Raw genomic sequence first — 20,118 nt, 5'->3', positions numbered from 1 at the left:
CGGTGAGCGCGGGCGGACTGCGCCCGGGCGCGGGCTTAAGGACCGATTGACGGATTCACCTGTTACGGGCATCGACATGATTGCCCACGTCTTCGTAACGGTTTCGCAGACCCAGCCTTCAGGCCTTCCGGGACGGTATGTCGTGTCGGTACGCTCCGCCATCACGAGCCGTAACGCAGGGGGAGTCCCTGCGGGGTGGGTGGAATTGCGGTCTGCTGCTGTCGCCGTCGCAACGGGTCAGTCGCGTCCGCATCTGGAGGAGGTCAGGAAGCCGTGAGGCGAAGCTATGTACGGGCGCTGGGCGCGGTTGCGCTCGCCGCGACCCTGGTGGTCTCGGCTGGTTGCCAGGATTCTGGTGGCGGCGACGATAAGGCCGCGTCCGGTGACTGCGGTGGCAAGATCGCGATCTTCGGCGCGTTCACCGGTGACAACGCGGGTCTGGTGATCCCGTCGCTCAACGGTGCGAATCTCGCCCTGGAGCAGTTCAACGCGGCGAACCCGAACTGCAAGGTCACCATGCAGCAGTTCGACACCCAGGGTGACCCTGCGGTGGCGACCCCGTTCGCGAACCAGATCGCGGGGGACAACTCGTTCCTCGGTGTCATCGGTGGTCACTTCTCCGGTGAGTCGGACGCGACGATGCCGATCTACCAGGCCGCTGGCCTGGCCATGGTCAGCCCGTCGGCGACCCGCACGGACCTGACCCAGAAGGGCAACACGTCCTTCTACCGGGTGGTCGGCAACGACGGCACGCAGGCCGGCGCGGTGGCGAGCTACCTGAAGACGCAGAACGCGCAGAAGGTCTTCCTGGTCGATGACGCCAGCGCGTACGGCGCGGGCATCACCGAGGAGCTGGGCAAGCAGCTCGGCCCGCTGATCGTCAACAAGGACAAGATCCAGGAGCGGCAGGCGCAGTTCGACGCCACCATCTCCAAGATCAAGTCGGCGCAGGCGGACTTCGTCTTCTACGGCGGTTACACCCGTGAGGCCGCTCCGCTGGTGAAGCAGATGCGTGCCGCAGGTGTCCAGGCCAAGTTCGTCGGCCCGGACGGTCTCTACGACCCGGCGTTCCCGGCGGGTGCCTCCGGCGGTGCCGAGGGCGCGATCATCACCTGCCCGTGCCTCCCGGCTGACAAGGCCGGCGGCACCTTCTCGGCGGACTACCAGAAGAAGTTCGGCATCCCGCCGGGCTCCTACGGTGCCGAGGGCTTCGACGGCGCGACGATCTTCCTGGACGCCTTCAAGGCCGGCAAGAAGACCCGCGCCGAGATCCTGGCGTTCGTCAAGGCGTACGACAAGCAGGGTGTGTCGAAGTACATCAAGTTCGACTCCAAGGGCGACGTCGACCCCTCGAAGGTCGTCATCTGGGCCTACCAGATCAAGGGCACGGCTATCGAGGCGCTGCAGGAGCTCAAGCTCAGCTGACGCCCACGAAATGGAGTGCGGCCGGGGTGTCTCACCCCGGCCGCACTCGATTCAAGGAGACCCCCGGTGCATTTCGATGAACTGATCGGCCATCTCGGCCAGCACACGGTCGATGGCCTGTCCAAGGGCGCCATCTACGCCCTGATCGCCCTTGGTTACACCCTCGTCTATGGCGTCCTTCGTCTGATCAACTTTGCGCACTCCGAGGTCTTCATGGTCGGCACCTTCTCGGTGCTGATCCTGTGGACCCAGCTCGGGGTGCAAAATAACCCGCCCATCGGCCAGGCGATCCTGTTCCTGGTGCTCGGCCTGGTCGTCGCGGCAGTCGCCTCGGGCGGCACCGCCCTGGCGCTGGAGCGGATCGCGTACCGGCCGCTGCGGCGTAAGAACGCGCCGCCGCTGATCTTCCTGATCACGGCGATCGGTCTGTCGCTGGTCTTCGTGGAGCTCTTCGGGCAGGTGCTGCCGAAGTTGCTCGGTGGCGTGCTGCCGGAGGCGTTCGGCCGGCCCCGGCAGATCGTCGGTATGCCGACGATCATCCAGCAGGAAACCCTGTTCACCATCGGCAACACGGCGATCACGAACATCCAGCTGATCGTCTTCGTCGCGGCGGTGGCGATGATGGCGGTGCTGGACTGGTTCATCAACCGCACCCGGTACGGCCGGGGTGTGCGGGCGGTGGCCCAGAACCCGGAGACCGCCGCGTTGATGGGCGTCAACCAGGAACGCGTGATCATGCTGATCTTCGTGCTGGGTGGCATCATGGCCGGCGCCGCCGCGCTGTTGTGGAGCATGCGGTTCGGCTTCACCCAGAACAGCATCGGCTTCGTGCTGGGCCTGAAGGCGTTCACCGCCGCGGTCCTGGGTGGCATCGGCAACCTGCGCGGCGCGCTGCTGGGTGGCCTCTTCCTCGGCATCGTCGAGGTGTACGGCGCCACGCTCTTCGCGTCCAACTGGGAGGACGTCATCGCCTTCGTGGTGCTGATCGTGGTGCTGATGTTCCGGCCCACCGGCCTGTTGGGTGAGTCGCTCGGGAGGGCCCGCGCATGATCGACAAGATTCGCTCCGCAGACCGCCGCCGCGTCGGCATGCTGACCTCCATCGGCGACCGCTGGCGGGCGCTCACGAAGTGGCAGCAGGCCCTCGGGCTCGCCGCCTTCGTGGCGATCCTCTACTACCTGCCACTGCTCGGCATCCCGGGCCTGACCTGGTTGCGTACCGACTCGATCGAGGGCGGTAACAACTGGGCCGGTGTGCTCTTCATCTGCGCCATCTACGTGCTGGTCGCGATCGGCCTGAACGTGGTGGTCGGCCTCGCCGGCCTGCTCGACCTCGGCTACATCGGCTTCTTCGCCATCGGGGCGTACAGCGTTGCGCTGTTCGGTTCGGTGAACTCGCCCGTGGTCAAGTGGATCCAGCAGGAGTTCAACCTGCCGCCGACCTGGGCGGTGACCTGGGCGATCTGCCTGTTCATCGCGATCGTGCTGACGATGATCTCCGGGGTGCTGCTGGGCTGGCCGACGCTGCGCCTGCGCGGTGACTACCTGGCCATCGTGACCCTCGGCTTCGGCGAGATCATCCGGATCGTGGCCCGCAACGCCACCGGCCTGACCAACGGCCCGGTCGGCATCTCGGCCATCCCCGGCCCGGAGGGCGCGCCGTCGCCGGACAACAAGGTCTTCGGTCTGATCGACGCGAAGCCCTGGTACTGGTTGGCGATCACCTTCGTGCTGGTCATGGTGTTCCTGGTCCGTCGGCTGGAGCACAGCCGGGTCGGTCGGGCCTGGTTGGCCGTCCGGGAGGACGAGGACGCCGCCGCGGTGATGGGCGTGTACCCGTTCAAGTTCAAGCTCTGGGCGTTCGCCATCGGCGCGGCGCTCGGCGGCCTGTCCGGCTTCCTGTTCGGCAGCCGGAACGCGTTCATCGACCCGACCCAGTTCAACGCGAACCTCTCGATCCTGTTCGTCGCCATGGTCGTGGTCGGTGGATCCGGCAACATGATCGGCGTCTCGCTCGGCGCGGTGCTGCTGGCGTACCTGCCGGAGCGGTTCCGCGACTTCGCCGACTACCGGTGGCTGGTCTTCGGTCTGGCCATGGTCCTGGTGATGATCCTGCGTCCGCAGGGCCTGGTCCCGAGTCGGCGGCGTGCCCGCGAGTTGAAGGACCGCGCGGCAGATGCAGAGGAGGTGCCCGCTCATGTCTGACCAGCCCACCAGCACCGCGACGCCGAAGATCCCCACCCAACCGGGGCCTCGGTCGGTGCTGCTCGAAGTCGACGACGTCACGCTCCGCTTCGGCGGTGTGGTCGCCCTCGACAAGATTAATTTCCAGATCTACGAGGGCGAGATCCTCGGCCTCATCGGGCCCAACGGCGCCGGCAAGACCACCAGCTTCAACGTCATGACGGGGGTCTACAAGCCGACCTCGGGGGCCGTTCGGTTCCGCGGCCAGCGGGTGACCGGCCGCAAGCCGCACCAGATCAGCCAGTTGGGCATCTCCCGCACGTTCCAGAACATCCGTCTCTTCCCGGAGATGACGGCACTGGAGAACGTGATGGTCGGCACCGACTCGCGGCACAAGACGAGCGTGCCCGGGGCGCTGTTCCGGCTCTACCGGGTGCGCCCGAAGCCGGAGGAGTTGCCGCAGGTCACCGCCGCGTCCGGGATCGTCCGGACCTGGCAGCAGGTGCGCCTGTCGGCGGCGAAGATCTTCGGTCTGTCCCGGCACATCCTGGAGGAGCGGGCGGCCGAGCGTAAGGCGCTCGAGCTGCTGCGCTTCGTCGGGATCGCCGACCGGGCCAACGACGAGGCGCGCAACCTGCCGTACGGCTACCAGCGCCGACTGGAGATCGCCCGAGCGCTGGCCACCGAGCCGAAACTGATCTGCCTGGACGAGCCGGCCGCCGGCTTCAACCCGGCGGAGAAGGAGGAGCTTCTCGCCCTGATCCGGCAGATCCGTGACAAGGGCCTGACCGTCCTGCTCATCGAGCACGACATGCGCCTGGTCATGGGGGTCACCGACCGGATCGTGGTGCTGGAGTTCGGCCGCAAGATCGCCGAGGGTGCGCCCGCGGAGGTCAGCCGCGATCCGAAGGTGATCGCCGCGTACCTGGGGGAGCCCGCCGATGACGCTGCTTGAGCTGGAGAACGTCGCCGTCGCGTACGGCCGGATCGAGGCGTTGCACGGCATCAACCTGACCGTCAACGAGGGTGAGGTGGTGGCCCTGATCGGCGCGAACGGCGCCGGTAAGACCACCACCATGCGGGCCATCTCCGGGACCCGGTCACTCGCCGGCGGGAAGATCACGTTCAACGGCGAGGACATCACCAGGCTCCGCGCCGACCTGCGGGTGGTCCGGGGGCTGTGCCAGTCGCCGGAGGGCCGGCAGATCTTCCCCGGCATGACGGTGCTGGAGAACCTGGACATGGGGGCGTACACCCGGCGGGACTCCGCTGGCGTCGCCGCCGACCTGGACCGGGTGCTGACCCTCTTCCCGCGGCTGGCCGAGCGGCGCAAGCAGGCCGGTGGCACGCTCTCCGGCGGCGAGCAGCAGATGCTCGCGGTCGGGCGGGCGCTGATGAGCCGGCCGAAGCTGCTGCTGCTCGACGAGCCGTCGATGGGTCTGGCCCCGTTGGTGATCCGGCAGATCTTCGACATCATCACGGAGATCAACCAGCAGGGCATGACCATCCTGCTGGTGGAGCAGAACGCCCAGCAGGCGTTGTCGCGGGCGCACCGCGGCTACGTGCTGGAGACCGGTCAGATCGTGAAGGAGGGGTCCGGTCAGGACCTGCTGCACGATCCGTCGGTCAAGGAGGCGTACCTCGGCGTGGCCTGAGGTCGCGTGACGACGGGGCCGGCCGGCGAGGATCACCTCGCCGGCCGGTCTCGTTTCGCGTGGGCGGGCCGGGCGGCGGTGTCCAGCGCGACGCCGAGGGCGCGCTGTGCCCCGCGCGAGGCGGCGAGCGGTTCTGTCGGGCGTACGGACTAGAGTCGCTGCCGTGACAGCTACGACACCGCGCCTGCTTCTCGTCGACGGACATTCCATGGCATATCGGGCATTCTTCGCCCTGCCCGTGGAAAACTTCTCCACCACGACGGGTCAGCCGACAAATGCGGTGTACGGCTTCACCTCGATGCTGATCAACGTGCTGCGCGACGAGCAGCCCAGCCACATCGTGGTGGCCTTCGACGTCTCCCGCCACTCCTTCCGCACCGACAGGTACGCGGAGTACAAGGCCGGCCGCAGCGAGACCCCGACCGACTTCAAGGGCCAGGTCAGCCTGGTCAAGGAGGTCCTGGCCGCACTCCAGATCCCGGTGGTGGAGAAGGAGGGCTTCGAGGCCGACGACGTCATCGCCACGCTCGCCTGCCAGGCCCGTGACCAGGGCATGACGGTGCTGATCAGCAGCGGTGACCGCGACGCGTTCCAGCTGGTCGACGACCAGATCACCGTCCTCTACCCGCGCAAGGGCGTCTCCGACCTGGCCCGGATGGACCCGGCGGCGATCGAGGCGAAGTACGGCGTTCCGCCACAGCAGTACCGGGACCTGGCCGCGCTCGTCGGCGAGACCAGCGACAACCTGCCCGGCATCCCCGGCGTCGGCCCGAAGACCGCCGCCAAGTGGATCACCACGTACGGCGGTGTGGAGGGCGTCATCGCCCGCGCCGACGAGATCAAGGGCAAGGCCGGCGACAGCCTGCGGGAGCGGCTCGCCGACGTGATCCGCAACTACGAGATCAACTGCCTGGTGTCCGACCTGGAGCTGCCGCTGCGCCCGGAGGACGCCCGGTGGACCGGATGGGACCGGGAGGCGGTGCACCAGGTCTTCGACACGCTGGAGTTCCGCATCCTGCGCGACCGCCTCTACCAGTACCTGGAGGCGGTCGAGCCGGAGGCCGAGTCGGGCTTCGACCTCACCGGCGAGGTGCTCACCGAGCCCGGCGCGTTGGCCGGCTGGCTGAGCACGCACGCGCCGACCGGCACCCCGGTCGGGCTGGCGGTCAAGCTCGACACCGGCCCCAACCGCCGGCACACCGCCTCGATCACCGGTCTGGCGCTGGCCACCGCCGGCGGTGCGGCGGCCTGGGTCGACCCCACCGGCCTCGACGCCACCGACGAGGGCGCCCTGGCCGGCTGGTTGGCCGACGCGCAACGGCCCAAGGTGCTGCACGACAGCAAGCCGGCGGTGCTGGCCTGCGCCGCGCACGGCTGGCAGCTCGCCGGCATCGTCCGCGACACCCAGATCGCCGCGTACCTGGCCCGCCCCGACCAGCGGTCCTACGACCTGACCGACCTGGCGCTGCGCTACCTGCACCGCGAGCTGCGGGTCGACGTCCCGGAGACCGGTCAGCTCACCCTCGACGGGCTCGGCGACGAGAGCGTGGCCGAGCAGAACCTGATGCTCCAGGCCCGGGCCACCCTCGACCTGGCCGACGCGATCGACGCCGAGTTGTCCCGCGACGGCGAGCAGTCCGCCCGGCTGATGGCCGGTGTGGAGCTGCCGCTGATGCGGGTCCTCGCCACCATGGAGAGCACCGGCATCGCGGCCGACAACGACTATCTCCACGAGTTGGAGGCGCACTTCGCCGGTGAGGTCAAGACCGCAGCGCAGGGCGCGTACGAGGCGGTGGGTCGGGAGTTCAACCTCGGCTCGCCCAAGCAGTTGCAGGAGATCCTCTTCACCGAGCTGGGCCTGCCGAAGACCAAGAAGATCAAGACCGGTTACACCACCGACGCCGACGCCCTGCAGTGGCTCTACGCGCAGCAGCCGCACCCGGTGTTGGCCCACCTGCTGCGCCACCGGGACGTGGCCAAGCTCAAGTCGACGGTCGACGGACTGCTCAAGTCGGTCTCCGACGACGGCCGGATCCACACCACCTTCAACCAGACGGTGGCGGCCACCGGGCGGCTCTCCTCCACCGAGCCCAACCTGCAGAACATCCCGATCCGCACCGAGGAGGGCCGGCGGATCCGTCGGGCCTTCGTGGTGGGAGAGGGCTACGAGTGCCTGCTCACCGCCGACTACAGCCAGATCGAGATGCGCATCATGGCGCACCTGTCGTCGGACGACGCGCTGATCGACGCGTTCAACTCCGGCGCCGACTTCCACGCCGCGACCGCCTCGTCGGTCTTCGAGGTGCCGCTCGACGAGGTCACCCCCGACCAGCGTCGCAAGATCAAGGCGATGAACTACGGCCTGGCGTACGGGTTGAGCGCCTTCGGTCTGTCCCAGCAGCTCGGAATCAACACCGAGGAAGCCCGTGCGCTGATGGAAAACTACTTCGCCGGTTTCGGCGGAGTGCGCGACTACCTGCACCAGGTCGTCGCCCGGGCCCGCCAGGACGGCTACACCTCCACCATCCTGGGTCGCCGCCGCTACCTGCCCGACCTGGTCAGCGACAACCGGCAGCGCCGCGACATCGCCGAGCGGATGGCCCTCAACGCCCCCATCCAGGGCTCTGCGGCCGACATCATCAAGGTGGCGATGCTGCACGTCGACACCGCGCTCAGCGAGGCCGGGCTGCGGTCACGGATGCTGTTGCAGGTGCACGACGAGCTGGTCTTCGAGGTCGCCCCCGGTGAGCGGGAGGCGCTGGAGGCGCTGGTCCGGCGGGAGATGGGCGGAGCGTACCCGCTGTCGGTGCCGTTGTCGGTGTCGGTCGGCGACGGGCGCGACTGGAACAGCGCCGATCACTGATCTGTGGTTTCGGTGAGGGGTCTGGGGCGGCCCGACCTTCTCCCGGCGGCTCGATCCCTGCTTTGTGGTTGCGGTGGGGGTTCCGGGGCAGCCCGACCCACTCCGGGCGGTCAGGCGTGATCCCTGCGTGGGTCGGGCTGCCCCGGAACCCCTGACCAGGTCGCCGTGGTCGCCGTGGTCGCGGCGGTTGGCGCGGTGGGTCGGGTGGTCGGGCTGCGCCGGAGCCTCACCGGGTTGTCCTGATCGCGGCCGTTGGCGTGGTGGCCGGGCACCGGGCCCGGCGGCACCGTTCCAAGATCTGCGCAACTTCGGGGAAAGTGCTGTGTCGCGGCGTTGTGAGGCATCAAGTTCACCGAAGTTGCACGGATCTTGCGGCGGTTGACCGGCTACTTCATCGGGTCGTGGCCCCAGTTCATCAGGGACCAGCGCCACTTGGTGTCGCGGACGTTGCCGGAGGGGCGCTGCGCCATGTGTCGGCGTACGTAGCCGACCACCTTGCGCATGTGCTTGTAGTCGCCCTCGGACAGGTCGCCGCGTTTGCGCCGGAGCAGGTTGATGATCTTCCGGCCGGATTCGTGTCCGACGGACTCGCCGCCACCGGAGCGGCCGCCCTTGTGCCAGCCGACCTGCTTGGACTCGTCGGTCTCCAGCCACGTGGACAGCTCAGCGGGCTTCATGTTCACCGCCTCGGTGAACTCCCGATAGGTGTCCCGGCCTTCGTTACTTCTGCTCATGACGCAGCGCCTCGGGTCGGTGGGCCACGTCGCGGCCCGTACCGTCACTGCGGACCAGGTACTGCGGGTCGTCGGGAGCCGCGTTCACGGCCCGCCCACTGATCCGCGTCCGCTCGGTGATCGTCTCCTGCACCACGCCGTACGCGCGGCTGCCGTGGGCCGACCAGGAGACCTGGTCGCCCTTGCGGAATCGCTGCTCGGCCATGCTCCTCGGCTACCCGACGTCGGCGCGGCGAAACGGCCGTGCCGGGGAGGCGCTACGGGGTGATCTCGGCGATCGGCAGCTTGATGTCGAACGGCTCGGCCAGCTCGATCACGTCGGCGCCGTCGGCGACCAACTCGTACTGCCGCTCACCACCGGGTCCCACCCGGTCGCCGATCCGGTACGCGTAGACGTGCACCGGGTCCTGCTCGATGCGCCAGTAGAACGGGATGCCGGCGGCGGCGTACTCGCCGGGCTTCGCGAACCTGTCGATCCGTCGTGTCCCGGGCGAGACGATCTCCACGGCGAGGACCACGTCCACCGGACGCAGCAACGACCGGCCGGATGGCACCTCGGCCTGGCACAGCAGGACATCCGGTTGTCGGCTGGTGTTGAAACTGAGCCCGACTCCGAGGGCCTGGGCGACCCGAAGGTTGCCCGGGGCGTGCCGTAGCAGCCAGCCGGCGAGTAGGAGGGAGATGGTTTGATGGCCCAGGGTGGGGGAGGGTGTCACCTGGATTACTCCGTCGACGAGTTCGACGCGGGGGGCGTCGTCCGGCAGGGTGAGCAGGTCCTCCAGCGTGTAGTCGGCACGCTGCTGCCGCATCGGGTCCGGACACCAGGGGCCAGGTGATGTCGGGATGGGCTCGGCGCTCATGGGACGAGCCTACCGGCGGTCGATGCGACGCAGGGCGGACTGCGGGTGCGACGCGCTCACTCCGCGGGCTTCTCGGTGACGAAGATGGCGGTGCCGGGGAAGAGCCGACCGCGTAACGGGCTCCACTGCCCCCAGAGGCCCTCGTGCCCCTCGGGCCATTCCGGCTCCACCAGGTCCAGCAGCCGGAACCCCGCGCCGACCAACTCCCGGATCCGGTCGCCGAGGGTGCGGTGCTGCTCCACGTAGGTCGCGACGCCGGACTCGTCCTGCTCCACGTAGGGGGACCGGTCGAAGTACGAGTGCACGGCGGTCAGCCCGCCCTCGCCGGGGTCGTCGAGGAAGATCCAGCGCATCGGGTGCGTCACCGAGAACACCCACCGCCCGCCGGGGCGCAGCACCCGGTGCACCCCGGCGTGCAGGGCCGCCGAGTCGTCCACGAACGGAATGGCGCCGAAGGCGGTGCAGGCGAGGTCGAACGCCTGGTCGGCGAACGGCAGGGCGAGCGCGTCGGCCTGCACCAGCGGTACGCGTACCCCGGTGCGGTCGGCGGCCTCGGCGGCGTGCCGCAACATGCCGGCGGACAGGTCGAAGGCGACCGGCCGGGCTCCCTGGGTGGCCAGCCAGCGGGCGGCGGCGGCGGCGCCACAGCCGACCTCCAGCACTCGTCGGCCGGGCAGGTCGCCGAGCAGTCGGGCGTCGGCCTCGCGCAGACCTTCCGGGCACCAGACGAAGTCCACGTCGCCGAGGAACGCGCCGTGCTCAGCCTGGTAGTCGTCGGCGTCGGTGTCCCACCAGCCACGGTTGGCCCGCCGGGCCTCGGCGTCACCCACCCGGCGCCGGGTGACCCGGCTGTCGTCATCCACGCGCTCACGCTAGGCCCCACCCACCCGTCGGGTGCGGCGGCGCGTCCAAGATCTGCGCGACTCCTCGCGCGGCACCGTGTGATCGACTCGGTTTCCGTGCGCCCGGGGTGCCCGGGCCGTGGGGACACGCCGGTTTCCAGGAGATCGAGGCAACGACTGGGGCTGCTGTGACGCACGAGACAGCAGGGGTGTTTTCCGGGCGATTGTTCGTCTTTCGCAGGTCACCGCACACAGAGAAGCCGGGAGGGCTTGCACGCTGTGGTAATGCGCACGGTAGGCTAGACGATGCGCTCGCGGATCGCGTTGCCTCGGCAGGGAGCAGGCACGCGGTCGACGGAGCCACATCATGATCTCACTAGGCGATCGTTCGGTGTGCCCGGCGACGGATCCGTTGGCGCGAACAGGTCACTGCGACACCAGCCTGCTGTGACAACCCACCGACCGGAGCAACCGCCCACATGACGAGCAGCATCGAGGCCCCCTCGAGCGCCACCCGGGTCACCCACGACGATCTCGGTTCCGAGGAGGCATTCCTCGCCGCGATCGACGAGACCATCAAGTACTTCAACGACGGCGACATTGTCGAAGGCACCGTCGTCAAGGTCGATCGGGACGAGGTCCTGCTCGACATCGGCTACAAGACCGAGGGTGTCATCCCCTCTCGGGAGTTGTCGATCAAGCACGACGTGGACCCCGCCGAGGTTGTGACGGTTGGCGACCACATCGAGGCCCTGGTCCTCCAGAAGGAGGACAAGGAGGGTCGTCTGATCCTCTCCAAGAAGCGGGCACAGTACGAGCGGGCCTGGGGCACGATCGAGAAGATCAAGGACGAGGACGGCGTCGTCCGCGGTTCGGTCATCGAGGTGGTCAAGGGCGGCCTCATCCTCGACATCGGGCTGCGCGGCTTCCTGCCCGCGTCCCTGGTCGAGATGCGTCGTGTGCGTGACCTGCAGCCGTACGTCGGGCGGGAGCTCGAGGCCAAGATCATCGAGCTGGACAAGAACCGCAACAACGTGGTCCTGTCCCGCCGGGCCTGGCTGGAGCAGACGCAGTCCGAGGTGCGCACCGAGTTCCTCAACAAGCTGCAGAAGGGCCAGGTCCGCAAGGGCGTCGTGTCCTCGATCGTCAACTTCGGCGCCTTCGTCGACCTTGGCGGCGTCGACGGTCTGGTGCACGTCTCCGAGCTGTCCTGGAAGCACATCGACCACCCGTCCGAGGTTGTCGAGGTGGGCCAGGAGGTCGAGGTCGAGGTCCTGGACGTCGACCTGGACCGCGAGCGCGTCTCGCTGTCGCTGAAGGCGACCCAGGAGGACCCGTGGCGGCAGTTCGCCCGCACCCACGCGATCCAGCAGATCGTGCCGGGTAAGGTCACCAAGCTGGTGCCGTTCGGTGCGTTCGTCCGGGTGGACGACGGCATCGAGGGCCTGGTCCACATCTCCGAGCTGGCCGAGCGCCACGTGGAGATCCCGGAGCAGGTCGTCCAGGTCGGCTCCGAGGTCATGGTCAAGGTCATCGACATCGACCTGGAGCGTCGCCGGATCTCGCTGTCGCTCAAGCAGGCCAACGAGGGCTTCGTCGAGGGCGAGGAGCACTTCGACCCCACCCTCTACGGCATGGCCGCGACGTACGACACCGAGGGCAACTACATCTACCCGGAGGGCTTCGACCCCGAGACGGGCGAGTGGCTCGAGGGGTACGACAAGCAGCGCGAGACCTGGGAGAACCAGTACGCCGAGGCTCGTCAGCGCTGGGAGGCCCACACCAAGCAGGTGCAGACCTCTCGGGCCGCCGACGCCGAGGCTGCCGCCAACCCGACCCCGGTCGTTCCGGCCGCGGGCGGCACCGGTGGCGGTGGCACCACCTCCTCGTCCAGCCCGGCCCCGAGCCGGCAGGCCGAGGAGCCGGCCGGCACCCTGGCCACCGACGAGGCGCTCGCCGCACTGCGGGAGAAGCTCGCCGGCGGTAAGTGACCCGCTGAACGACTGAACGACGACGGGCCCCGCCCCCACGATCTCCGGATCGTCGGGGGCGGGGCCTTCGCCGTACCGCCGTACGCCCCCGGGCGCGAGTCACGGACGCGGCATCCCGGGCGGGTCGCGCGGGCGGGGTATCCCGGTCGAGTTGCGGGCGGGGCATGGTCCGGAACCGAGCCCATGAAGCCCCAAACCCGGCACCAGGACCAGGTGATTGCCAGCCCCAGACTGCCCCCGCTTCGCGATCTTGCACTTTCTGTCCCGACACAAGGGGCATATCACCTATATGGACAACCGAAACTGCAAGATCGGCGCGAACTTCTCGCGAGACACGCCCTGACCTAGCTGCACTCCCAGGAGTCCCTTATCCAGCACGTGCTGACCTGCCGGCCACAGCCCTGACGCAACGGTGTTGGCATCCTGGTTCGAGCACGATCTTGGCGCGGGGGCGCGGGGGCGCGGGGGCGCGGGGGCGCGGGGGCGCGGGGCGTCGGTCGAAGCCGAGTGCGGTCGAAGCCGGGCGTTGTCGGGGCCCGAGATGGGCTCGGAGGTCACCGGGCTGTGGGTGGGTTTGGCGGCGGGCTTGTGGATCCGGTTGACTGGTCGGGTGCTGAGGGTGGGATTGACCGGCGGGATCGGGTCGGGCAAGAGCGCGGTGGCGGCGCGGCTCGTCGAACGGGGAGCGGTGCTCATCGACGCCGACCGGGTGGCCCGGGAGGTCGTCGCGCCGGGCAGCGACGGGCTGGCCGAGATCGTCGCCGCCTTCTCCGACGCGGTGCTGGACGCCGACGGCGCGCTGGACCGTGCCGCACTGGGCGCGGTGGTGTTCGCCGACGAGGCCGCCCGCCGACGGTTGGAGTCGATCACGCATCCTCGGGTGCGGGCCCGCACCGCGGAGTTGGCCGCCGCGGCACCTCCCGACGCGATCGTCGTCAACGACGTGCCGCTGCTGGTCGAGGTGGGTCTCGCGCCGACGTACCACCTGGTGATCGTGGTGCAGACGACCGTGTCGACCCGACTGGAACGGCTGGTGCGCGACCGGGGGATGGGTCGCGTGGAGGCCGAGCGGCGGATCGCCGCCCAGACCGACGACGCCCGTCGCCGGGCGGCTGCCGACGTGGTGCTCGGCAACGACGGGAGCCTGGCGGCGTTGCACGACGCCGTCGACGCGCTCTGGCGGCAACGGCTGCGGCCCTACGAGGACAACCTGCGTCAGCGGCGGGTGGCGCAGCCGGACGGGGACGACCCGACGGGGACCGACGCGGGCTGGCCCGAGCAGTACGCGCGGCTGGCCGCCCGGATTCGGCACACCCTGGGCTCGGACGCCCTGCGGATCGACCACATCGGCTCGACCGCGGTGCCCGGCCTGGCCGCCCAGGACGTCATCGACGTACAGGTGGCCGTGTCCAGCCTGACGGACGCCGACGGGGCGTTGACCGACCGGCTGGCGAACGCCGGGTTCCCGCGGGTGCCGGGGCAGTGGTGGGACGATCCGCGCCCGGCCGGCAGCGGTCGGTGGGAGAAGCGGCTGCACGGCAGCGCCGATCCGGCCCGTCCGGTTCGCCTGCACGTGCGGCTGGAGGGGTCGCCCGGCTGGCGGTACGCGTTGCTGATGCGCGACCACCTGCGTGCCGACCCGGATCAGCGGGCCGCGTACCTGCAGCTCAAGCGAGACCTGGTCGACGCGGCACCGGCCGCCGGCGGCTCCGGCACGGCCCGGGACCCGTGGTTCGACGAGGAGTACCTGCGGGCCGAGCAGTGGGCCACGCAGACCGGCTGGCGGCCCTGAGCGCACCGCTCAACGGGCACCGGGCCGAACGGGGGAGGGCCGAGGTTTGGCAGCCGGTCGGGGCACCGGGGCCAGTCGGGGCACCGCGGCCGGGTGGAGATCCAGTTGGGCCCACGCGTTGCCGCTGGTGCGCAGCTCCAGCCGCCGCAGCGACCCGTCACGGTCGATCCAGTAGCGCAGCCGCGCGGCTGCCGCACCCACCTCGACGACGTCCACGGTCCGTCCGGCGGTGACGTCCTCGCGTACCCGCACGGCCGTGCCGAGTGGCCCGACCGACCCGGCGGCCAGCGCGGCGTCGACGAGCAGGCCCACGTCGTCGCCGGCGGATCGGGACACCCGCCACGCCCCGGCCGGGGGCGGCAGCGGTGGCCGCCCCGGCGCCTCCGCCGTGCCGCCACCGGCGACCGCCGCCGGCAGGTCCGCTCGGGCCAGACCTGCGGCGTCGCGCCGCAGCAGGCTCCGGCGATCCGGTACGCCCAGGTCGGCAACCGCGAGGTACGCGGTGCGCGTGGTCCAGCTCATCCAGCCGGTGCCCCGCAGGTTCGTGTCCGTGCCCGTCGGCGCGGTGAGCGTGACCGCCACACCGCCCTGGGCGCGTAGCCGGACCGGCAGCCGGTCCAGTCGACGCTGTTCGGCGTCGCTCAGCGCGCGGGGGAGGCCCGGCCGGCCGCCGAGGGCGTCCACCGGCCGCAGGGTCGGCCGGTCCGCCCGGTGCAGGGTCACCGTGACCGGGCCGACGCCGGGCAACCGGGTGACGAGCTTGTGCAGCCGAGCGTCCTGGTCGAGCCAGTACCGGGTCTGCCCGTCCGGCTCGGTGCCCGCCGACGAGTAACCCGGCACCCGCGCCGGGCTGCTGCCCGCCGGGGTGCTGCTCGCCGTGGTGCTTCCGGCCGGGCTGCTGCTGGCCGTGGTGCTGCCGGCCGGGGTGCTGCTCGCGGCCGGTGCCCCGGCGGGTAGCGGTGCCTGGAGAACGTCCACCGGGCCGCCCGCCACGGTGTCCCGGGCGATCCAGCGCGCGGTGCCGCCCGACACCGCCGGGGCCGCGTCCGGGCGGTCGGCCGCGAGGCCGAGGAGCAGGTCGAGCACCGGCGCCAGGCTCGCCTCGGGCGGCAGGCGGTGCAGCCGCCACCGATCGGTCGGAGGCACCAGCGGAGGCGCGGCGGGGGTGGGCACCGCCGCCGGGTCGGGCCGGATCACCAGCACCGACCCGGCCCTCTGCACCAGCCCGCGTTCGGCACCCGCGCCGGGCCCGCCCACGTCCAGGTAGAGCAGGGACCGCGACCAGTCCACCCAGCCCACCAGCTCGATCCGGGCCGCGTCGACGCCGGCCGTGACGCGGACCCCGGCGCGTAGATCCCGCAGGTTGGTGACCCGCAGGGCGGCCAGTCGCTCCCCCTCGGCGGCGGTCAGCGGCCGGGCGGGCTCGGGTGGGTCGGGCGCCCAGCTCAACAACCCGAACACCAACGCCGTCGCGGACGTCACAGCGGTCAGACCGAGCACCATCAGCACGGTACGTCGCCGGCGGCGGCCGGCCGGGCCGGGACCTGCGGTGTCGGTGGTGTCGGCGGTCGAGTCGGTGGTGTCGTCGGGCCGGGTGGTCCTCGGGGTCCTGCCGGAGCGCCGGGCGGTGGCGCCGCGGCGACCGGCGCCGAGCGGTCCGGCGGCCGGGTTGCCGTGCTTGCCTGCCGCGGAGGTGCTGCGCCTGCCGGTGCCGCCCGGTCGGGGCGTGGCCGTGGGGGTGGTGGCGTCGGGCGGCGGGGTCGCAGAGGTGTCCACGGATGTGAAACGGGCGGGGAGGCGCCGGGGTGACGAGCATGGGGCGCTCGCGGCGGCCGGTCTGCGCCTCGAGCGCGACCACACGGGTGCGCACGCCGGACGAGCCGGGTGCTGCGACCGCAGTGCCGGGGGCAGCCGGCCGTGATGACGGCCTGGCCACCGGCCCGGTCGGCCGCCGCGAGCGGCCTACATGGAGAGGGTAGTCCCGGTGACATGGGCCACACAATGGGAATATTGAAGCTGATCACGTACCTGGCGTGACGGCCAAACCTGTCGGACCTCCGGCGTACCGTTGACGGCATGGCGCTCGACATTCCCCGGCTCGACAGCCGCTTCCAGGTCGTCAGTGAGTTCCAGCCGGCCGGCGACCAGCCGGCAGCCATCGACGACCTTGAGCGTCGGGTTCGACGCGGCGACCGCAACACAGTGCTGCTCGGCGCGACCGGCACCGGCAAGAGCGCCACCACGGCGTGGTTGATCGAGCGGTTGCAGCGCCCGACCCTGGTGCTCGCCCCGAACAAGACGCTCTGCGCGCAGCTCGCCAAGGAGTTCAGCGAGCTGCTGCCGCACAACGCGGTCGAATACTTCGTCTCGTACTACGACTACTACCAGCCCGAGGCCTACATCCCGCAGACCGACACCTACATCGAGAAGGACTCCTCGATCAACGAGGAGGTGGAGCGGCTGCGGCACTCGGCGACGATGTCGCTGCTCACCCGCCGCGACGTGATCGTGGTGGCGACCGTCTCGGCGATCTACGGCCTGGGCACCCCGGAGGAATACCTCAATCGGGCGGTGAAGGTGCAGGTCGGGCATGAGCTCGACCGCGACCAGTTGCTGCGCCGGCTCGTCGACATCCAATACACCCGCAATGACATGGCCTTCCAGCGCGGCACGTTCCGGGTCCGCGGCGACACGCTGGAGATCATCCCGGCGTACGAGGAGCTGGCGATCCGCATCGAGCTGTTCGGTGACGAGGTGGAGAAGCTCTACTACCTCAATCCGTTGACAGGTGACGTGGTCCGCGAGGTCGACCAGTTGGTGATCTTCCCCGCCACGCACTACGCGGCCGGCCCGGAGCGGATGGAGCGGGCGATCCGTGACATCGAGGTGGAGCTGGCCGAGCGCCTCGCCGAGCTGGAACGGCAGGGCAAGCTGCTGGAGGCGCAGCGGCTGCGCATGCGCACCACCTACGACATCGAGATGATGCGGCAGGTGGGCTTCTGCTCCGGCATCGAGAACTACTCGATGCACATGGACGGGCGGCTGCCCGGCAGTCCGCCGCACGCCCTGCTCGACTACTTCCCCGACGACTTCCTCACGGTGGTCGACGAGTCGCACGTCACCATCCCGCAGATCGGCGGCATGTACGAGGGCGACGCGTCCCGCAAGCGGATGCTCATCGACCACGGTTTCCGGCTGCCCAGCGCGGCCGACAACCGACCGCTGCGCTTCGACGAGTTCCTGGAGCGGGTCGGCCAGATGGTCTACCTGTCCGCGACTCCGGGCACGTGGGAGATGGAGCAGGCGCAGGGCGAGTTCGTCGAGCAGGTCATCCGGCCCACGGGTCTGGTCGACCCGGAGGTCGTGATCAAGCCGACCAAGGGTCAGATCGACGACCTGATGCACGAGATCAAGCTGCGTACCGACCGCGACGAGCGGGTTCTGGTCACCACCCTGACCAAGAAGATGGCCGAGGACCTGTCCGACTACCTGCTGGAAAACGGCATCCGGGTGCGCTACCTGCACTCGGAGGTCGACACCCTGCGCCGGGTGGAGCTGCTGCGCGAGCTGCGCAAGGGCGACTACGACGTGCTGGTCGGCATCAACCTGCTCCGCGAAGGCCTCGACCTGCCCGAGGTGTCGTTGGTGGCGATCCTCGACGCCGACAAGGAGGGCTTCCTGCGCAGCGGCCGGTCGCTGATCCAGACCATCGGGCGGGCCGCCCGTAACGTCTCCGGTCAGGTGCACATGTACGCCGACAAGATCACACCGTCGATGGCGGCGGCGATCGACGAGACCGATCGGCGTCGGGCCAAGCAGATCGCGCACAACGAGGCGCACGGGATCAGCCCGGAGCCGTTGCGTAAGAAGATCCACGACATCCTGGACGACATCTACCGCGAGGCGGAGGACACCGAAAACTCCCGGGTCGGTGGCGCGGTGCGTCAGCTTTCCCGGGGCAAGGCGCCGGTCAAGGAGACCCGGAGCCGGAGCCGGGGCGCCGCCACGACCACCTCGCGGGAGGGGATGGCCCGCGCCGACCTCGCCCAGCTCATCCAGGAGCTCAGCGACCAGATGCTGGCCGCCGCCCGCGAGCTGCAGTTCGAGCTGGCGGCCCGGATCCGTGACGAGGTCTCCGACCTGAAGAAGGAGCTGCGCGGCATGGACGCCGCCGGCGTGAAGTGACGACAATCGGCGGGGCGTGACCGGCGCCCCGCCGAGGAGGCGGCCGACCCGGGCGGGCGAAGGGTGGGGCGAGGATGACCGCTGTGGCACCGGTCGGGGAGATGGTCCTCGGGCTGCCCGAGATCAGCCTGCGCCCGTTCGTCGACAGGTACGTCGGCTATCGGGAACGGGCGGACCTCCCACTGGTCCGCCGGGAGTCGGCGGGCGTCTTCGTGGTGCTGATCCTGGGCTGGGGCGCCCCGCTGGAGGTGACCGACCCGCGCAGCGCGGAGCGCGGCGCCAGCGGGGTCGACTCGTTCGTGGCCGGCACCTTCGACGGCTGGTGCACCACGCGCACGATGGGTGTGGGGGAGGGCGTCGAGCTGCTGCTCGCTCCACTGACCGCCCGCCGGCTGCTCGGTCTGCCGCTGAGCGAGCTGACAAATCGTGCCGTGGGTGTCGGGCAGCTCCCGGGCCGTTGGCTGGATCGGCTGCGGGGCCAGCTCGCCGAGGCGGCAACCTGGCCGGAGCGCTTCGCCCTGCTCGACCGGGTGCTCACCGGCCGCCTGGCGGCGTCGCCGCCGGTGGACGCCCAGCTCGACTGGGCGTGGCGGTGGCTGGTGGCCAGCGGTGGCCAGGAGGGTGTGGGTCTACTCGCCGACGAGCTGGGCTGGAGCCGGCGGCACCTCGCATCCCGGTTCCGGCAGGAGATCGGGCTGCCACCCAAGATGGTCGCGCGGTTGCTGCGCTTCCAGCACGCGTGCACGGCGCTGAGCGACGTGGGGTCGCACGCCGTGCTCGCCCCGGGCGCCAGACCGCCGAGCGACGCCGGCCCGTCCGCGGCCGACGCGGACCCGTCCGGCCCGGGACCGTCGGCGACCTCATCCGGCAGGGCGCACGCCGTGGACTGGGCCGCGGTGGCGGCGCGCTGCGGCTACTACGACCAGTCGCACCTGATCCGGGACTTTCACCAGTTCGCGGGGGCGACCCCGACCGCGCTGCTCGCCGCCCGGTCGACCCTGGCCGGCTGAGGCACCGCCCGGTCGACCCTGGCCGGCTGACGCACCGCCCGGTTCCCGAACGACCCGCCGAGGTCACATTCGTCCAATCCGGTTTCGGGCCGGCGGCCGCACACTGTGGTCATGCGAACCGTCTACCCCGTCTTCCGTTACCCCGATCCCCGCGCCGCGATCGACTGGCTCTGCTCCGCCTTCGGTTTCCAGGTGCACGCCGTGCACGACGCACCGGACGGCAGTGTCGCGCACGCCGAACTCGTCCTCGACGACGGCATGATCATGTTGGGCGCTCGGGCCGACGCGACGCCCAGTCCGGCTCACGACCACTGGTCGGTGTACGTGGCCGTGCCGGACGTCGACGCCCACTGTGCCCAGGCCCGTGCGGCCGGGGCCGAGATCACCCAGGAGCCGTTCGACACCGACTACGGCTCCCGTGACTACGCGGCCCGCGACCTGGCCGGCAACGTCTGGGCCTTCGGCACCTACCGGCCCTGAGCCCCGGCCCGGCCCTGAGCCCCGGCCCTGAGCCCCGGCCCTGAGCCCCGGCCCTGAGCCCCGGCCCTGAGCCCCGGCCCTGAGCCCCGGCCCTGAGC

Annotated in this window: 15 protein-coding genes and 1 pseudogene; 11 read left to right on the top strand and 5 right to left on the bottom strand. The window is 70.4% G+C overall.

The window, feature by feature from the left end:
* Positions 1-273 precede the first annotated feature (273 nt).
* The 6 genes from ACPXBU_RS32010 to polA all read left to right on the top strand — a co-directional run bounded on the left by ACPXBU_RS32010 (position 274) and on the right by polA (position 8,126).
* Entirely contained in the window at positions 274-1,425 is a 1,152-nt protein-coding gene (locus ACPXBU_RS32010) for a branched-chain amino acid ABC transporter substrate-binding protein (RefSeq protein WP_393363131.1), read from the top strand.
* Positions 1,426-1,491: 66 nt separating this feature from the next.
* A complete protein-coding gene (locus ACPXBU_RS32005; RefSeq protein ID WP_393363128.1) occupies positions 1,492-2,475 on the top strand; it encodes a branched-chain amino acid ABC transporter permease in 984 nt (327 codons plus the stop codon).
* The gene (locus ACPXBU_RS32000; RefSeq protein WP_393363125.1) at positions 2,472-3,629 is read left to right on the top strand and encodes a branched-chain amino acid ABC transporter permease; all 1,158 of its coding nucleotides are present in this window, start codon (positions 2,472-2,474) and stop codon (positions 3,627-3,629) included. Before ACPXBU_RS32005 ends, ACPXBU_RS32000 begins: the two co-directional genes overlap by 4 nt.
* Positions 3,622-4,563, top strand: a complete 942-nt coding sequence (locus ACPXBU_RS31995) for an ABC transporter ATP-binding protein (protein ID WP_425761049.1) — start codon at positions 3,622-3,624, stop codon at positions 4,561-4,563. The genes ACPXBU_RS32000 and ACPXBU_RS31995 overlap by 8 nt, the downstream gene beginning before the upstream one ends.
* Positions 4,550-5,263 (top strand): ABC transporter ATP-binding protein, encoded by a 714-nt coding sequence (locus ACPXBU_RS31990; RefSeq protein WP_393363119.1) that lies wholly within the window; start codon positions 4,550-4,552, stop codon positions 5,261-5,263. The genes ACPXBU_RS31995 and ACPXBU_RS31990 overlap by 14 nt, the downstream gene beginning before the upstream one ends.
* A gap of 163 nt (positions 5,264-5,426) precedes the next feature.
* Positions 5,427-8,126: a DNA polymerase I gene (gene polA, locus ACPXBU_RS31985; protein WP_393363116.1), complete on the top strand. Its 2,700-nt coding sequence runs from the start codon at positions 5,427-5,429 to the stop codon at positions 8,124-8,126.
* Between the two features lie 389 nt (positions 8,127-8,515).
* On the opposite strand, the pseudogene ACPXBU_RS31980 reads toward polA, so the two are convergent.
* The 4 genes and pseudogenes from ACPXBU_RS31980 to ACPXBU_RS31965 form a co-directional block, all read right to left on the bottom strand.
* A pseudogene (locus ACPXBU_RS31980) lies at positions 8,516-8,860 on the bottom strand (DUF3140 domain-containing protein); the annotation flags it as partial.
* A complete protein-coding gene (locus ACPXBU_RS31975; protein WP_393363113.1) occupies positions 8,847-9,065 on the bottom strand; it encodes a DUF2945 domain-containing protein in 219 nt (72 codons plus the stop codon). The pseudogene ACPXBU_RS31980 and the gene ACPXBU_RS31975, both read right to left, overlap by 14 nt.
* 52 nt (positions 9,066-9,117) lie before the next feature.
* Complete coding sequence (locus ACPXBU_RS31970) at positions 9,118-9,720, bottom strand: Uma2 family endonuclease (protein WP_425761048.1); 603 nt, start codon at positions 9,718-9,720, stop codon at positions 9,118-9,120.
* 56 nt (positions 9,721-9,776) lie between these two features.
* Entirely contained in the window at positions 9,777-10,583 is an 807-nt protein-coding gene (locus tag ACPXBU_RS31965) for a class I SAM-dependent methyltransferase (RefSeq protein WP_425761047.1), read from the bottom strand.
* A gap of 458 nt (positions 10,584-11,041) precedes the next feature.
* Here ACPXBU_RS31965 and rpsA point away from each other — a divergent pair, with 458 nt between their 5' ends.
* Positions 11,042-12,553, top strand: a complete 1,512-nt coding sequence (gene rpsA, locus ACPXBU_RS31960; protein ID WP_357069728.1) for a 30S ribosomal protein S1 — start codon at positions 11,042-11,044, stop codon at positions 12,551-12,553.
* A 610-nt stretch (positions 12,554-13,163) separates the two neighbouring features.
* On the top strand, positions 13,164-14,345 hold the full coding sequence (gene coaE / locus ACPXBU_RS31955; RefSeq protein WP_425761046.1) for a dephospho-CoA kinase: 1,182 nt from the start codon (positions 13,164-13,166) through the stop codon (positions 14,343-14,345).
* A 9-nt stretch (positions 14,346-14,354) separates the two neighbouring features.
* On the opposite strand, the gene ACPXBU_RS31950 is transcribed toward coaE, so the two are convergent.
* Positions 14,355-16,121 carry a hypothetical protein gene (locus ACPXBU_RS31950; RefSeq protein WP_425761045.1) on the bottom strand — a complete coding sequence of 589 codons (1,767 nt, stop codon included), beginning with the start codon at positions 16,119-16,121 and terminating at the stop codon, positions 14,355-14,357.
* 300 nt (positions 16,122-16,421) lie between these two features.
* On the opposite strand from ACPXBU_RS31950, the gene uvrB reads away from it, so the two are divergent.
* The 3 genes from uvrB to ACPXBU_RS31935 all read left to right on the top strand — a co-directional run bounded on the left by uvrB (position 16,422) and on the right by ACPXBU_RS31935 (position 20,020).
* Positions 16,422-18,530 carry an excinuclease ABC subunit UvrB gene (gene uvrB, locus ACPXBU_RS31945; RefSeq protein ID WP_393363097.1) on the top strand — a complete coding sequence of 703 codons (2,109 nt, stop codon included), beginning with the start codon at positions 16,422-16,424 and terminating at the stop codon, positions 18,528-18,530.
* A gap of 74 nt (positions 18,531-18,604) precedes the next feature.
* Positions 18,605-19,540, top strand: a complete 936-nt coding sequence (locus tag ACPXBU_RS31940) for a helix-turn-helix domain-containing protein (RefSeq protein ID WP_425761044.1) — start codon at positions 18,605-18,607, stop codon at positions 19,538-19,540.
* Between the two features lie 111 nt (positions 19,541-19,651).
* Positions 19,652-20,020, top strand: a complete 369-nt coding sequence (locus tag ACPXBU_RS31935) for a VOC family protein (protein WP_425761043.1) — start codon at positions 19,652-19,654, stop codon at positions 20,018-20,020.
* The last annotated feature ends 98 nt before the right edge of the window (positions 20,021-20,118 follow it).

Source organism: Micromonospora sp. DT231 (genome assembly GCF_049847025.1).
GTDB lineage: Bacteria > Actinomycetota > Actinomycetes > Mycobacteriales > Micromonosporaceae > Micromonospora.
Note: the sequence above shows the minus strand (reverse complement) of the source record. Positions and strands in the feature narration are given on the sequence as shown.

Excerpts from the sequence above, each read along its gene's own strand:
- ACPXBU_RS32000 (WP_393363125.1), top strand. The coding sequence starts at position 2,472 with ATGATCGACAAGATTCGCTCCGCAGACCGCCGCCGCGTCGGCATGCTG.
- ACPXBU_RS31995 (WP_425761049.1), top strand. The coding sequence starts at position 3,622 with ATGTCTGACCAGCCCACCAGCACCGCGACGCCGAAGATCCCCACCCAA.
- ACPXBU_RS31990 (WP_393363119.1), top strand. The coding sequence starts at position 4,550 with ATGACGCTGCTTGAGCTGGAGAACGTCGCCGTCGCGTACGGCCGGATC.
- ACPXBU_RS31975 (WP_393363113.1), bottom strand. The coding sequence starts at position 9,065 with ATGGCCGAGCAGCGATTCCGCAAGGGCGACCAGGTCTCCTGGTCGGCC.
- ACPXBU_RS31970 (WP_425761048.1), bottom strand. The coding sequence starts at position 9,720 with ATGAGCGCCGAGCCCATCCCGACATCACCTGGCCCCTGGTGTCCGGAC.
- rpsA (WP_357069728.1), top strand. The coding sequence starts at position 11,042 with ATGACGAGCAGCATCGAGGCCCCCTCGAGCGCCACCCGGGTCACCCAC.
- uvrB (WP_393363097.1), top strand. The coding sequence starts at position 16,422 with ATGGCGCTCGACATTCCCCGGCTCGACAGCCGCTTCCAGGTCGTCAGT.
- ACPXBU_RS31940 (WP_425761044.1), top strand. The coding sequence starts at position 18,605 with ATGACCGCTGTGGCACCGGTCGGGGAGATGGTCCTCGGGCTGCCCGAG.
- ACPXBU_RS31935 (WP_425761043.1), top strand. The coding sequence starts at position 19,652 with ATGCGAACCGTCTACCCCGTCTTCCGTTACCCCGATCCCCGCGCCGCG.